This window comes from Lysinibacillus sp. 2017 (assembly GCF_003073375.1).
GTDB lineage: Bacteria > Bacillota > Bacilli > Bacillales_A > Planococcaceae > Solibacillus.
The window spans coordinates 3,391,226-3,406,603 of record NZ_CP029002.1 but is presented as its reverse complement, the minus strand read 5'-3'; the positions used below and the strand labels follow the sequence as shown (position 1 = coordinate 3,406,603).

Sequence of the window (15,378 nt, the reverse complement as noted above, 5' to 3'; positions counted from 1 at the left end):
ACGATTTTGAGGAAAGAGGGATTTCATCATGGCTAAAACCGATGCAGAAAAAACAAAGCAACTACGTAAAGATATTGCGCCGTTTGCAAAATCTGAAACACGAGCTAGTATTCAACAATTATTAAATACTGTAGTACCATTATTACTAATTTGGGGAGCTGGCTACGCTCTACTACAAGTTTCACCATGGCTAACAGCATTATGTAGTGTCATTGCTTCAGGATTTGTTGTACGTACGTTTATTATTTTCCATGACTGTACACACGGTTCATTTTTCAAAAGTAAAAAAGCAAACGATATTACTGGCTTCATTACTGGGATTTTCGCGTCATTCCCATACGAAAAATGGAAACGTGAGCATACGATTCACCATGCAACAAGTTCGAACTTGGATAAGCGTGGAATAGGCGATATCGAAATGTTAACAGTAGAAGAATATCTCGAAAAATCAAAATTAGCGCGTTTAGGGTACCGTTTATATCGTAATCCCCTTGTTATGTTTGGATTAGGGCCACTTTATATGGTGCTTGTATTAAACCGCTTCAATCGTAATGATGCAAAACGCAAAGAGCGCATGAACACGTATATGACAAATATCGCATTACTTGTTATTTGTACGACGTTAATTATTAGTTTTGGTTGGACGACGTTTTTATTAGTACATGCATTAACACTTTTCATCGCAGGTTCATTAGGAATTTGGTTATTCTACATACAACATACGTATGAAGATTCATATTTTGAAGTGAATTCTGAATGGGATTATGTGAAGGCTGCAGTAGAAGGTAGTTCTTATTATAAATTACCGAAATTGTTACAATGGGTGACAGGTAATATCGGTTTCCACCACGTGCATCATTTAGCACCACGCGTACCGAACTATAAATTAGAAGATGCACATGAATCGATTAAGCCACTGCAAAAGGCAACAACTATTACGATTAAGACAAGTTTAGAATCGATTCGTTATAAATTATATGATCCAGAAAATTACCGCTTTGTTACATTTAAAGAAGCGGCACAAGCAGAATTTAAACGTGTACAACAAAAAACATCTTTAGCAAAATAAAAGTAAATAAAATTGGAGGTACCTCATTTTTCAACTTGAGGTACCTATTTTGTTATAATAGAAAGAAAAAAGAGAATTGAGGCTGTTATGCAAACTTGGTATAGTATTATCCCAAAAAGCCCGATGTTAAGTATTTATATTTGGATAATTTTTTGTGTTTTACCGTTTTTCTTTATTATCCACTCGTTCACATTGTGGCAAATACTTGTTGGAGTTGTATTGATTTTATTTTATTTTTTATGCCATTATTTTTCGTTCAAATCGAAAAGTGGCTTGAGATATATGTGGATTAGCTTTCAAATGGTAGTGAACATTGTGATGACACTATTTTTTGGCTATGTATATTTATCATTGTTTACTGCATTTTTTATTGGTAATATTAGGCAATCTGTCGGATTCTATATTATGTATGGCTTACATATTGGCTTTACTGTGATATCAATTGTTGGTGGGTATTTCATTTACCTTGATCTCTATTTAACGCAAACACCATTCATTATTATTAATATGCTAGGTGTTGTGCTTCTACCGTTTACGTTGTATTCGAGAACGAAACGTGAAAATTTAGAAGGTGAATTAGAAACGGCTCGAGAACGTATTTCGGAGCTGACGGTTTTTGAAGAACGCCAACGTATTGCACGTGATTTGCATGATACACTTGGTCAAAAATTATCGATGATTGGCCTGAAAAGTGATTTAGCAGCGCGCTTGGTGGAAAAGAATCCACAGCAAGCCATTTTGGAAATTAAAGACATTCGTCAAACAGCAAGTGTTGCGTTGAAGGAAGTACGTGAACTTGTTGCGGATATGCGGACCGTTCGCATTGAAGAAGAGCTATACCGTATAGAGCAAATTTTAAAAGCGGCACAAATTAAATTGCGTTTAAATGGGGATTTATCGCAAATTAAAATGCCAACATTAGCAGAAAATGTCATTAGTATGTGTTTGAAAGAAGTTGTAACGAACATTGTCAAACATAGTCAAGCTACACTTTGTAGAATTACGTTTTATCAAAGTGAGGATGAATTTAAAGTGACGATTTTAGATAATGGGAAAGGCTTTGAACGTTTGCAATTATATGAAGGTGGTAACGGTTTAAAAGGAATGCAAGAGCGCGTCGAATTTTTAAATGGATTAATTGAAATTGAAAGTGAATTGGGTGAGGGGACAACGGTGATGATGACTATACCGTTAGCGATTACTCATCAAAAAGGAGAGAAATGACATGATTCGAATCGTCATAGCAGAAGATCAGGGGATGCTACTAGGTGCGATGAAATCGTTACTGAGCATGGAGGATGACATAGAAGTTATCGGTCTTGCAAAAAACGGAGAAGAAGCAGTAGAAATGGTCAATGAATTGCAACCAGATGTTTGCATTATGGATATTGAAATGCCGATTAAAACAGGCCTTGATGCAGCGGAAGAACTGCGCGGAAGTGACTGTAAGATTATTATTTTAACAACATTTGCGCGTCCTGGTTATTTTGAACGTGCGCGTAAAGCAGGTGTGCGTGGTTATTTATTAAAAGACAGCCCGATTGAAGAGCTGGTGAATTCGATTCGTATTATTATGGATGGTCGTCGCATTTATGCACCAGAGCTTGTGGATTTTGTGTATGAAGAAGATAGTGAAAATCCGTTAACAGACCGTGAAAGTCAAGTGTTGGAACTTGTTTCTGAAGGGAAAACGACGAAAGAAATTGCCGCAGAATTATTTTTATCAGCAGGAACCGTACGTAATTACATTTCAACAATTTTAGATAAGCTCGGTGTAGGAAATCGTATCGAAGCGATTGCTCGTTTTAAAGAAAAAGGATGGAACAAATAAAAGTATCCCTCGTTTTGCTCGGCGATTAAAGGCCAGCATAGCGAGGGATTTTTTAGTGAATAAGAAAGTATAATTTTTCTGATATCACTTTTTCTTTGTTAAACGGCCAAGTATAAATGCACCTGCTGCAACGGCTAGTACCGTGTTTGTTTTCTTCGTAAACACTTGCTTTGTCACAAGGTTTAAGTTTTGTGGACGTTCTGCTAAGCGACGCATGAAGTAGCCATACCAATCCTTACCGTAAGGAACATACACACAAACTTGATAGCCTTCATGTGCTAATTCAAGCTGTAAATCTTTTCGGAAGCCATAAAGCATTTGAAATTCGAATTTTTCTTTTGGAATGTTGTACTTCTCAACGAAATATTTCACATGCTTAATAATATTATGGTCATGCGTTGCGATGGATGTGAAGTGACCATGTGATAAATGGTATTCAATGAGCTCAAGAAAATTAACATCAACATCTAATTTATCTTGAAATGCAATTTCTTCAGACTCTTTGTAAGCGCCTTTTACAATGCGTAAACGCGTATCTTTAAATTGCTCGATATCACTTTTTGCACGATGGAAATACGCCTGGATCACTGTACCCACATTATCGAAAGATTTCAGAAGTTCTTCTAACATATCAAATGTAGGTTGTAATCGATTGTGATTTTCCATATCAAAGTTGACGAAAATCCCGTATTCATTTGCACGTTCAACAATTTCACGTACGTTGTCATAGCAAAAGTCGATGTCAATATCTAACCCAAGTTGAGATGGCTTTAATGAAACATGTGCCTCCACACCTTCTGCATGAATTGCTTCAATCATTCTTAAAATTTCTTCTTTTGCTTTTGTAGCCTCAGCTTCATCAGATACGAATTCACTTAAATTGTCGACGGTACAAGAGATCCCTTGTAAATTTAATTGTTTAATATTTTCCATCATTTCTTGGATGCTTGTACCTGCCACAACGCTTCCGGCACCGAGTTTTACACCGTATTGTTGTGCAGCGTTACTTAATGTTTGGTTTTCAGATAAAGAAATGAAAAAATCACGTAATGCCATAAAAACATCTCCTTGTTTCTGTTGAAATAGAAAAAATTCAATCCTCTAAAATGACGAGAGAGGAATTAAAAAAATTATACCATAACCCGTTTTCATGCTACTGTAATGACTTCACTCAATTTTTCATTAGCATAAGCTAAATTTTAAGGAATGCACAATAAGAAAAAGATCTCGTTCAACATGTGGGGGAAGAACGAGATCTTTTTCTATTCATAATTATATTTTGAAAGAATGATTCAAGAACATGTTAGGGGGCATGTTCTGCCTTTAGCTATAGGGGTAACTAAAGGAATTCGGGAACCCAAAAGTTAAACTTGTTTCTCTTGTATATTACTAGCACTCGGCGCTTTACCTAAATTCGTTAAGCGTTGTGCAAAGCTATCATTCGATTTGGTTACACCTTTGAACATATCTTGCATTTCATATGCATAAGCACCATGTTCTGCGATATCTAAACCTTCTACTTCTTCTTCGTATGCAACACGTAAAGGGATGAATACTTTGATGATATAAGTCGCGATTCCTACTGTACTAGCAGTCCAAATAATGACAGCTGCTACACCTAGTGCTTGCACACCGAGTAATGTTGCACCATGACCGTATATTAAACCGCCACCAGTTTTATCGAATAAACCAACTGCTAATGTGCCCCAAATACCGCAAACACCGTGAACAGCGATGGCACCAACAGGATCATCAACACGTAATTTATGTTCGATGAAACGCACGGCTTCAACTAAAATGATACCGCCGACAGCACCTGCGACAATAGCGAATCCGATATTTAAGTTTAAAGCACCAGCAGTAATACTAACTAAACCGGCTAATGCGCCATTTAGTGTTAAAGAACCATCAATAAATCCGTAACGTAAGCGTGTATAGAATGCTGTTGCAATAACACCACCAGAGGCAGCTAAAAATGTATTCGCAATAACACCAGGCACTGAAGCTGGATCAGCAGCTAATGTTGAAGCACCGTTGAAACCATACCAACCTAACCAAAGAATGAATACACCTAATGCACCAAGAGGAATTGAATGACCAGGGATAACGTTAACTACGGCTTTTGTGTACTTGCCGACACGAGGACCGACCATTGCTGCAACAACTAATGCACCAACCGCTCCTGTTAAGTGAACGACAGTAGAACCTGCGAAATCAGTGAAGCCTAATGCTGTCAACCAACCATCACCTTGCCAGATCCAGTGGCCAACGACTGGGTAAACGAATAATGTCATCGCTACAACTATAACCATGTAAGCCATAATGTTTGTACGTTCTGCAACGGCACCTGAAATAATTGTTGCGCATGTTGCTGCGAACATAGCCTGGAATACGAAGAATGCGATATCGTTAACGCCTATAAGTGCGAAACCAGAAGTACCGATAAATCCACCGGCACTGTCACCAAACATGATGGCGTAGCCTGCTACGTAATAAACAATTCCTCCGATTGAAATCGTTAAAATATTTTTCATTAAAATGCTGACTGCATTTTTTGAACGCGTAAAGCCAGCCTCTACCATTGCAAATCCCGCGTGCATAAAGAATACGAAGAATGCACCGAGCATTACCCAAACTAAATTGATTGAAAGTTCCAATGCTTCATTTGTCATTAAAGTTTCCTCCTTTTATGTTAAATTTTGATTAATCAATGGCAATGGAGCCAAGTTCTTTTGTACGAATGCGAATTGCTTGTTCTACGGGGTAGATGAAGATTTTTCCGTCTCCCACTTCACCTGTAGAAGCTTCACGTAATAATACATCGATAATCGGTTGAACTTTGGCGTTGTCTACAACCATCTCAAGCTTCAGTTTTTGTGAAAATTCCATAGAATACGAGTTCCCTCGGAATAAACCGATTCGACCTTCTTGACGACCTGCGCCTGCAACTTCCGAAATGCTCAAACCATCAATTCCTTCAAGAGCCAAACCTTCACGAACTTTTGCGAACACCTCAGGACGAATGATTGCCTCGATTTTTTTCATGTTCAACAACTCCTTGTGTTATGTTATCTAACATGATAAAACGAATTTTCAAATAAATCAATCCTTTATGTAAGAAAAACTAACATGTATTTTCGATTGATTTCATCGAATTGTGAGATGAACTGTTGTGGCGAGCTTTAGATTGGCAAAATGAAGCGTTGGGGTGTTTGTTTTATGTGAATAAATGGTACATATAAGAAAAAACGATGCTCCGTGCATCGAAATAGTTTTAAGATAGTGTATACTATGACTAATTATGTTTTGGAAGAAGGGGAACTAATATGAAGGAAAAGTATGTAGATGATAGCTTAGCTTTGCATACCGATTTATATCAAATTAATATGGCGGAAAGTTATTGGGCTGACGGGATTCACAACCGAAAAGCAGTCTTTGAGCTATATTTTAGAAAATTACCATTCGGCAATGGCTATGCGGTATTTGCAGGTTTAGAACGCATGTTAGATTATTTAAAAGACTTTAGGTTTAGTGAAACGGATATTGCTTATTTGCGGGATGAATTGCAATATGAAGAAGATTTTATTGAATACTTAAAGGAAATTCGTTTTACAGGTACGATGTATTCGATGATTGAAGGGGAGCTTGTTTTTGCGAATGAGCCAATCGTCCGAATTGAAGCGCCGCTTGTTGAAGCACAATTAATTGAAACAGCACTTTTAAATATCGTGAATTATCAAACGTTAATCGCAACGAAAGCAAGTCGTATTAAACAAGTTGTGCATGATGAAGTCGCGATGGAATTTGGTACACGACGTGCGCAAGAAATGGATGCGGCGATTTGGGGAGCACGTGCAGCAGTTATTGGTGGCTTTGAATCGACATCAAACGTTCGCGCGGGAAAGTTATTTAACATCCCTGTTTCAGGTACGCATGCACATGCATTAGTACAAGCCTACAAAAATGATTATGATGCGTTCCATTCTTATGCAAAACGTCATAAAGATTGTGTATTTTTAGTAGATACGTACAACACATTAAAATCGGGTGTACCAACTGCGATTAAAGTAGCAAAAGAGCTTGGAGATAAAATTAACTTTATCGGCATTCGCCTGGATAGTGGGGATATTGCCTTCTTATCAAAAGAGGCGCGTCGCATGTTAGACGAAGCGGGATTCCCAGATGCGAAAGTCGTTGTTTCGAATGATTTAGATGAATACACGATTTTAAACTTAAAAGCGCAAGGAGCACGTGTTGATTCGTGGGGAATCGGTACGAAGCTCATTACTGCTTATGATCAACCTGCATTAGGTGCGGTTTACAAAATGGTTTCCATTGAGAACGAACACGGGGAAATGGAAGACACAATTAAAATTTCTGCTAACGCTGAAAAGGTAACAACGCCAGGTCTTAAAAAGCTTTACCGAATTATTAATAATAGAAACGGTAAATCTGAAGGGGACTACATTGCAATGGCTGACGAAAATCCAGCGTCGCAAAATCTTCTAAAAATGTTCCACCCAGTGCATACATTCGTTTCGAAATACGTAACGGACTTTAAAGCAAAAGAGCTGCACCAAAAAGTGATTGATCAAGGCGAAGTAGTCTATGGAAATCCATCCGTACAAGAAATTCGCCAATATGCTACGGAAAATTTGGGTTTACTATGGGATGAATACAAGCGTTCATTAAACCCAGAAGAATACCCGGTTGATTTAAGTCAAAAATGCTGGGATAACAAAATGCGCAATATTAAAGAAGTGCGTGATATGGTAACACAACTCGAACAACAATAAGGAGTGTTGACGGTGTCCACGTTGCAACGACAAATAATAGAAGAATTAAAGGTTTTACCGACAATTGATGTTGAACAAGAAATTCGTAAAACGATTGATTTTTTAAAAGAATATGCCAAAAAACACACATTTTTAAAGGGTTTTGTTTTAGGGATTAGTGGTGGACAAGATTCAACGCTAACGGGCAAACTGACACAAATGGCTGTTGCTGAACTAAACGAAGAAGCTGGCGAGCAGAAGTATTCGTTTTGGGCAGTGCGTTTGCCTTATGGTGTACAGACAGATGAACAAGATTGCCAAGATGCATTAGATTATATTAACCCAACGAAAATCTATACAGTTAATATTAAAGAAGCAGTGGATGCGAGTGTTAATGCACTTTCTACTGCAGGTATTGAACTGAGTGATTTTGCAAAAGGAAACGAAAAAGCACGTGAACGAATGAAAGTGCAATTTTCGATTGCAGCAATGAACGGCGGGGTTGTTTTAGGTACAGATCACGCGGCAGAAGCAATTACTGGTTTTTATACGAAATTTGGTGATGGAGGAGCAGATTTAACACCGATTTTCCGTTTAAATAAACGTCAAGGTCGCCAAATTTTAAAACAGTTAAATTGCCCTGCCCATTTATATGAAAAAACACCAACTGCAGACTTAGAAGAAGATCGTCCTTCTTTACCAGATGAAGCCGCATTAGGTCTGACATATGAGCAAATAGATGATTATTTAGAGGGCAAAAAAATTCCTGAACAAGCGCGTAAAACACTAGAAAGTCATTATATTCGTTCGATGCACAAACGTCATCTACCGATTACAATTTTCGATGCGTTCTGGAAATGATTTTAAAAACCGTGTTGTGCTGAGTGCAACACGGTTTTTTTAGGTATTAATACCTTATTTTTGTTAGGAATGTCTCGCGATGATTTAATGAACAGTTCCTAGGGGCTTAAAATTATTAAACTTTTTGTGAAGTTGTCGATATATATACCTAAGAAGATGATTAGGGAGGGGAGAAGGTGAGAACTTCACGCGTTTCGGGGACTACGAGTAGTATTTATCGCAATAAGTCACGTGCACTTTTATCGGACACCCATTTTGCAGATGCTATTAATAGCGGGATGCAAGATTTTTATAGAGATCCCCGCGAACAACTTCAACAGAATAATAAGAAGAAGAAAAAAGCTTTACCAAAAGCCAAAAAGCTTGTGCAAAATAAAGCACGACTAATCGTGAAGGGAATCCAATTTAATGGAGATTCTGTTACAACGTTAAATCAACTAATTCAAAGTTCAACAAAAGCAAATAAACAAAATAAACTACAACGGCGAATTACGACATACCGTACGTCAATTTAAATCACCTAACCTCGAAAAGAAGTTAGGTGATTTTGTTTTTTACATATAGTGGGAAGTGAAACAGTTGTGCTCGCATATGGTTTTCGTTATGCTTAAACTAAGTGAAATACATATTGAAATCAGCTAGGGGGATGAACGATGAATGAACATATCGAAAAAATTATCAGAAATATCGAAAAAGTTATGATTGGTAAAAGAGAAATTGCTGAGTTAAGTATTGTGTCGTTACTTGCGGGAGGACATGTTTTATTAGAGGATGTTCCAGGCGTAGGGAAAACGATGATGGTACGTGCGCTTTCCAAATCTCTTGGTACAAGCTTTAAACGAATTCAATTTACACCGGATTTACTACCGTCAGATGTTATCGGTGTATCTGTTTACAATCCGAAAACATTGCAATTTGAATTTCGTCCAGGTCCAATCGTCGGTAATATTGTGCTAGCTGATGAGATTAACCGTACATCGCCTAAAACACAGTCAGCACTTCTTGAAAGTATGGAAGAAGGATCGATCACAGTGGATGGTGATACCATTCTGCTTCCTAAGCCATTTTTTGTTATGGCAACGCAAAATCCGATTGAGTACGAAGGAACGTATCCACTACCGGAAGCTCAATTAGATCGTTTTTTACTAAAAATTAAAATGGGTTATCCAACGAAAGCGGAAGAAATCGAAGTATTGCGCCGCGCAGAAAAATCACTGCCCATTGAACAAATTAGTGCAGTACTAAGCATTGAACAGCTCATCGAATTACAACGTCAAGTAAAGGAAATCCATGTAGAAGATAATATTAAAGAATATATTGTATCGATTGCTCAAAATACACGTCATCACGACAAAGTGTATTTAGGTGTCAGCCCGCGTGCATCTATCGCGTTAATGCGTGCTTCACAAGCATATGCCTTTATACAAGGGAGAAGCTATGTCATCCCGGATGATGTTCAATATTTAGCGAAATTTGTTTTTGGTCACCGCATTATTTTAAAACCAGAGGCGCGTTATGAAGGAATGACGGAAGAAAAAGTGATTGAACAAGTGTTACGTCATATTCATGTGCCAGTGAAAAGGTATGTTGCTGAATGAACCAAATAAGAGACTTCTTTTTTCATAGTGGTCGCCTTGTTACGGTCGTTATCCTGCTGGTTTTTACATTTAGCTATGCAATGTTTCAAGGTGGTTTTGTAAGTTGGTTTGTCTTTTTTATAATTTTACCGTTTTCGTTATACTCCATTTTATTAGCACTTTTACCAATTCATTTTAAAGAAATAGCGCGTACCCTATCAAAGAGTCATATAGAGCGTGGAGATTCCGTATTTGTAACAGTGACATTTCGCAACACAGGCTGGATTCCACTCATATTTTTAACGGTTCGTGAATTGGCGATGGAAGAAGACTTATATGAAGCGGCGAAGGGTCAGATGAGTAAGTTGTTTTTAGTTGGTTGGAAACGAGAATTCGAATGGACTTACGAATTAAAACAGTTACAACGCGGAGAGCATTATTTTCGCGGGTTAGAATTTGTTTGTACAGACTTTTTCGGGTGGACGATACGAAAGACGACAATAGAGAAGCCACAATTATTTCTCGTTTATCCGAAAGTCTATAAAGTCAATTCAATCCCAATGCGTATGCAATATGAACAAGGTGCTGCCATGACACAGTATTCGTTAATTAAAGATACAACGATGGCAACAGGGGTGCGTGAATATGTACCAGGGGATCGCTTTTCTTGGATTCATTGGAAATCATTTGCGAAAAATGGAGAATTACGTACAAAAGAATTTGAGGATCGTCAAACACAAAATACGTTTGTTCTCATTGACCGAGCTGTCCAAAAAAACTTTGAGCAAGTTGTTGATTATACGGCTTCCTACATTCAAAAAATGGTAAAAGAGCGGGGTGAGGTTTCGTTTTTAAGTACGGGGGTTGACCGTTATTTTGTGCCGATTATTAAAACGGATAGCCAGTTCGAAACAGTGATGCAACATTTGGTGACAGTGCAGCCAGATGCTCAGTTTAATGTCGACCGCCTATTATACGAAGAACAAAAAATAATGAATCGCTCAGTTGTTGTCATTATTACTGGAGAATTGATGCCGGAGTTAGTAGAAGTGTTACATACTAGTACAAGCTTCGCAAACAAGGTGCTGTGCTTTGTTGTTGGCCAACAGACGGAGCAAGTAAAGCATCATCAAATTCATTATGTGGCTGACGAATGGTTGAGTGGAATGGTTTCGGAGGTGAGGCATTGATGAAACGGAGCATTTCTGAAATTATTGAGCAAGTTATTCTTTATTTTATGATCTTTTTGATTTTACGAGAATGGTTTATACCGATCATGATGCTTACAAAAACGGGCTATTTTTCATTATTTTTACTATTCATGCTCATTTGTTTAGTCATTGGGTTATGTAGATGGCCCATTTTCATTTCGTGGCCAATTAAACTGCTGTATATAACATGGTTTATTGTTAGTATTTACAGCGATGCCACATTGACGACACGCCAATTTTTAACGAATGAGCTAAAATACAATGTCGAGGTATTGCTAGCTGGTGATTGGATTTTAGTGAGTGATCCGCTTCGAACAAGTCTATTTTTCATTTTAATATGGATGCTTATTTACTTGATTCAGTATTGGGTAACGGTCCGCTTAACAATCTATTATTTCCTAGTGTTAACAGTGTTCTTTATCGCAACGCTGGATACGTTTACTAAATATGATGGTACGATGGCAATTATTAAAGTCATGATTATAGGGCTTATTATGACATCAATGCTGTTTATAAAACGGCTTATGCAAGCGACAAATACGCAAAAAGACTGGACAAGCTATTTGCGCTACCTGACACCGATTATTGTCATTGTAACTGTCGTTGGGGTAGCAGCAACAATGTTACCAAAAGCAGAACCGCAATGGCCAGATCCTGTTCCGTATTTAAAAAATTGGTCAGGAAATGGTGGGAGTTCAGGAAATTCTGTTTCAACGGTTGGTTATGGGGATAATGATGAAACCCTTGGGGGCCCATTTGTTGGAGATAGTACTGTTGTTTACGAAATTAAAACCCCGTCGCGTCAATATTGGCGCGTTGAAACAAAGGATTATTATACATCAAAAGGTTGGGTTCATTCAGACAGTCAAGCAGATGAACTGTTCCGTTCGAGACAAACTGTACCATTTTCAATTTTTCCAGGAATGGTTGAAGAACAGGCAATCGAAGTGAAAGCATTACAAGAACATAAATTTTTACTTCAAGCCTACGGAACAACCAATTATCGATTAACACCAGAAATGCTCTTGAAATATAGTTACCTTAATGAAAAGGTGATACCGGTTGAGGACGACGAAGTAACGAAAGTCGCGCTTGATGAGTATTCGTTTATTTTCCGTCAACCAGAATATAGTTATACCCAATTGAAAGAAGTGACAACATCAACAGAGGATGATGGCCGCTATTTACAGCTACCTGAACAATTGCCAAGTCGTGTTATAGATTTAGCACATGAAATAGCGGATTCCTATGAGAGTGTATATGACAAAGCGCGTGCGATAGAGGATTATTTTAAACGTAGTGGTTTTAAATATGAAACGACAGACGTGCAAGTGCCAGCGAGCGGTGAAGATTATGTCGATCAGTTTTTATTTGAAACAAAGCTAGGTTATTGCGATAACTTCTCGACATCAATGGTCGTGTTACTGCGTTCGGTTGGGATACAGTCACGTTGGGTGAAAGGTTTTGCTAGCGGGGAACGTGTATTAACAGAAGAAGGTATCTACACATATGAAGTAACGAATAATGATGCGCACTCTTGGGTAGAGTCCTATATCGATGGAATTGGCTGGATGCCATTTGAACCGACAATTGGCTTCAGTAATCCACAAAATATTGATTATGATATTGATGTATCTGATTTACAGGAAGAACAATTACCAGAGTTAGAGGAACAACCGAAACCGGAACTTGAAGATCAGCAAAAACAAAATGAGTCTGCTGGTGGTGCTGTAAGTAAGTTTAATTTATCTAAATTAAAATGGGTACTTTATGTATTGGGCGTTGTGCTTATTATTGCGGTATTTATTCTTTGGAAAAAGCGCGGCAAATGGCAACCAAAGCTCGTTGTACAGATGAATCGCTCTAAATTAAATGATCCGAAAAACTTTGAAGATGGTTATTTGGTGTTATTAAAACAATTAGAACGTATTTATTTGAAACGCGGGACAGATGAGACATTGCAGCAATTTGCGAAGCGCGTTGATAAACAGTTAAATACAGCAAAAATGACTGAACTGACGGTTATATATGAGCAAGTTATTTATGCGGGAAATAAGCTAAATTATGATACGACAGAAGTGAAAGAAAGTTGGGAATATTTAATCAATCGCACTATCAGTTGATTTTAAGTATCGTAAAGAGTAAAATTTAGAAAATAAATAAAAGTGCCTTCATATAAGTCTGGTAATACGGTCCAGATGTATCTACTAAGTTACCTTAAATAACTTATCTATGACGGTGGGTTTTGTTATATCCTTAATGGGATAGGTATACCCACTTGTAAAAGATGATATATGAACGCGTAGAAAGCTTTTTCCTACGCGTTTTTTTTCTTAATATAGGCCGCAAAAAACTAGAAGAGGTGGAAATTGTGTCAACTCCTTTATTAAAAGAGCAAGAAAAGATTGTTGTTCTTGACTTTGGTAGTCAGTTTAACCAATTAATTACGCGTCGTATTCGTGAATTCGGTGTATTCTCTGAATTACATCCACATACAATTACTGCAGAAGAAATCAAAGAGATGAATGCAGCAGGTATCGTCTTCTCAGGCGGTCCAAACTCAGTTTATGATGACTCTGCTTTCAAAGTAGATCCAGCTATTTTTGAATTAGGTTTACCAATCTTAGGCATTTGCTATGGTATGCAGCTTATGGCACATACGCATGGTGGTAAAGTTGAAGGTGCGGAAACGCGTGAGTACGGTAAAGCAGAAATCAACGTTACAACTGAAAATAAATTATTTGCTGAATTACCAAAAGAACAAATCGTATGGATGAGTCACGGCGACCACGTTACAGCTGTTCCAGAAGGTTTCGAAGTAATTGCAACTAGCCCAGCTTGCCCAATCGCTGCTATGGCAAACGTTGAGAAGAAATTCTATGCTGTACAATTCCACCCAGAGGTTCGTCACTCGGTTTACGGGAACGACTTACTGAAAAACTTCGTAATGAATGTTTGTGAAGCTAAAGGCGACTGGTCTATGGCAAATTTCATCGACATTGAAATCGCGAAAATCCGTGAATTAGTTGGCGACAAAAAAGTTCTTTGTGCATTATCAGGCGGCGTTGACTCTTCAGTAGTTGCTGTTTTAATTCACAAAGCAATTGGTGATCAATTAACTTGTATGTTCGTAGACCACAACTTAAACCGTAAAGGTGAAGTTGAACAAGTAATGAAAACTTTCACAGAAGATTTCGATATGAACTTAATCAAAATCGATGCACGTGAACGTTTTATGAGTAAACTTGCAGGTGTTTCTGATCCAGAGAAAAAACGTAAAATTATCGGTAACGAATTCATCTACGTTTTTGATGAAGAGGCCTCTAAATTACAAGGTATGGATTTCTTAGCACAAGGTACGCTTTACACAGATATTATTGAATCTGGTACAGCAACTGCGCAAACAATCAAATCTCACCATAACGTAGGTGGGTTACCTGAAGATATGCAGTTCAAATTAATTGAACCGCTTAAAACATTATTCAAAGACGAAGTACGTGCTTTAGGTCTTGAGCTTGGCTTAGATGAAAAAATCGTATGGCGTCAACCGTTCCCAGGTCCAGGATTAGGTATCCGTGTTCTTGGTGCGGTAACAGAAGAAAAATTAGAAATCGTTCGTGAAGCAGATTTCATCTTACGTGACGAAATCGCAAAAGCAGGCCTTGACCGTGATATTTGGCAATACTTCGCAGTACTTCCAGACATCCGTTCTGTAGGTGTAATGGGTGATGGCCGTACGTACGACTACGCAATCGGTATCCGCGGCGTAACATCAATCGACGGTATGACTTCTGACTGGGCACGCATTCCTTATGACGTATTAGAAAAAATCTCTGTACGTATTGTTAACGAAGTAAAACACGTTAACCGCGTACTGTATGATATTACTTCTAAGCCACCAGCAACGATTGAGTGGGAATAAAATTATTTCGAGTGCTGTATAGATTGAAATAATTTCTGCGACGAAAGGCGATAGCTAACGGAGCATAGATCCCTAGATTAAAAGCCATCTCATTTTTGAGGTGGCTTTTTTATGTATATATTATTAAAAAAG

Annotated in this window: 13 protein-coding genes and 1 riboswitch; of the genes, 10 read left to right on the top strand and 3 right to left on the bottom strand. The window is 37.9% G+C overall.

Annotated elements, in window-relative coordinates:
* The first annotated feature begins 28 nt into the window (after positions 1-28).
* The 3 genes from DCE79_RS16635 (at position 29) to DCE79_RS16625 (ending at position 2,900) form a co-directional block, all read left to right on the top strand.
* Complete coding sequence (locus tag DCE79_RS16635; protein WP_108714076.1) at positions 29-1,069, top strand: Delta(5) desaturase DesA; 1,041 nt, start codon at positions 29-31, stop codon at positions 1,067-1,069.
* An 87-nt stretch (positions 1,070-1,156) separates the two neighbouring features.
* Complete coding sequence (locus tag DCE79_RS16630; protein WP_199912286.1) at positions 1,157-2,293, top strand: sensor histidine kinase; 1,137 nt, start codon at positions 1,157-1,159, stop codon at positions 2,291-2,293.
* 1 nt (position 2,294) lies between these two features.
* The gene (locus DCE79_RS16625) at positions 2,295-2,900 is read left to right on the top strand and encodes a response regulator transcription factor (protein WP_108714074.1); all 606 of its coding nucleotides are present in this window, start codon (positions 2,295-2,297) and stop codon (positions 2,898-2,900) included.
* 84 nt (positions 2,901-2,984) lie between these two features.
* Here DCE79_RS16625 and DCE79_RS16620 read toward each other — a convergent pair whose 3' ends face one another.
* The 3 genes from DCE79_RS16620 to DCE79_RS16610 all read right to left on the bottom strand — a co-directional run bounded on the left by DCE79_RS16620 (position 2,985) and on the right by DCE79_RS16610 (position 5,945).
* Positions 2,985-3,956, bottom strand: a complete 972-nt coding sequence (locus tag DCE79_RS16620; protein WP_108714073.1) for a proline dehydrogenase family protein — start codon at positions 3,954-3,956, stop codon at positions 2,985-2,987.
* Between the two features lie 308 nt (positions 3,957-4,264).
* Entirely contained in the window at positions 4,265-5,572 is a 1,308-nt protein-coding gene (locus DCE79_RS16615) for an ammonium transporter (RefSeq protein WP_108714072.1), read from the bottom strand.
* A 31-nt stretch (positions 5,573-5,603) separates the two neighbouring features.
* On the bottom strand, positions 5,604-5,945 hold the full coding sequence (locus DCE79_RS16610) for a P-II family nitrogen regulator (protein ID WP_108714071.1): 342 nt from the start codon (positions 5,943-5,945) through the stop codon (positions 5,604-5,606).
* A 281-nt stretch (positions 5,946-6,226) separates the two neighbouring features.
* Here DCE79_RS16610 and DCE79_RS16605 point away from each other — a divergent pair, with 281 nt between their 5' ends.
* The 7 genes from DCE79_RS16605 to guaA all read left to right on the top strand — a co-directional run bounded on the left by DCE79_RS16605 (position 6,227) and on the right by guaA (position 15,246).
* Positions 6,227-7,696 carry a nicotinate phosphoribosyltransferase gene (locus DCE79_RS16605; RefSeq protein WP_108714070.1) on the top strand — a complete coding sequence of 490 codons (1,470 nt, stop codon included), beginning with the start codon at positions 6,227-6,229 and terminating at the stop codon, positions 7,694-7,696.
* A gap of 12 nt (positions 7,697-7,708) precedes the next feature.
* Complete coding sequence (nadE, locus tag DCE79_RS16600; RefSeq protein WP_108714069.1) at positions 7,709-8,536, top strand: ammonia-dependent NAD(+) synthetase; 828 nt, start codon at positions 7,709-7,711, stop codon at positions 8,534-8,536.
* Positions 8,537-8,712: 176 nt separating this feature from the next.
* Complete coding sequence (locus DCE79_RS16595; protein WP_108714068.1) at positions 8,713-9,051, top strand: hypothetical protein; 339 nt, start codon at positions 8,713-8,715, stop codon at positions 9,049-9,051.
* Between the two features lie 138 nt (positions 9,052-9,189).
* The gene (locus tag DCE79_RS16590) at positions 9,190-10,134 is read left to right on the top strand and encodes an AAA family ATPase (RefSeq protein ID WP_108714067.1); all 945 of its coding nucleotides are present in this window, start codon (positions 9,190-9,192) and stop codon (positions 10,132-10,134) included.
* Positions 10,131-11,303 (top strand): DUF58 domain-containing protein, encoded by a 1,173-nt coding sequence (locus DCE79_RS16585; protein ID WP_108714066.1) that lies wholly within the window; start codon positions 10,131-10,133, stop codon positions 11,301-11,303. Before DCE79_RS16590 ends, DCE79_RS16585 begins: the two co-directional genes overlap by 4 nt.
* A complete protein-coding gene (locus DCE79_RS16580) occupies positions 11,303-13,447 on the top strand; it encodes a DUF4129 domain-containing transglutaminase family protein (protein WP_108714065.1) in 2,145 nt (714 codons plus the stop codon). Before DCE79_RS16585 ends, DCE79_RS16580 begins: the two co-directional genes overlap by 1 nt.
* A gap of 28 nt (positions 13,448-13,475) precedes the next feature.
* Positions 13,476-13,577: riboswitch (purine riboswitch) on the top strand.
* 115 nt (positions 13,578-13,692) lie between these two features.
* Entirely contained in the window at positions 13,693-15,246 is a 1,554-nt protein-coding gene (gene guaA, locus DCE79_RS16575; RefSeq protein ID WP_108714525.1) for a glutamine-hydrolyzing GMP synthase, read from the top strand.
* The last annotated feature ends 132 nt before the right edge of the window (positions 15,247-15,378 follow it).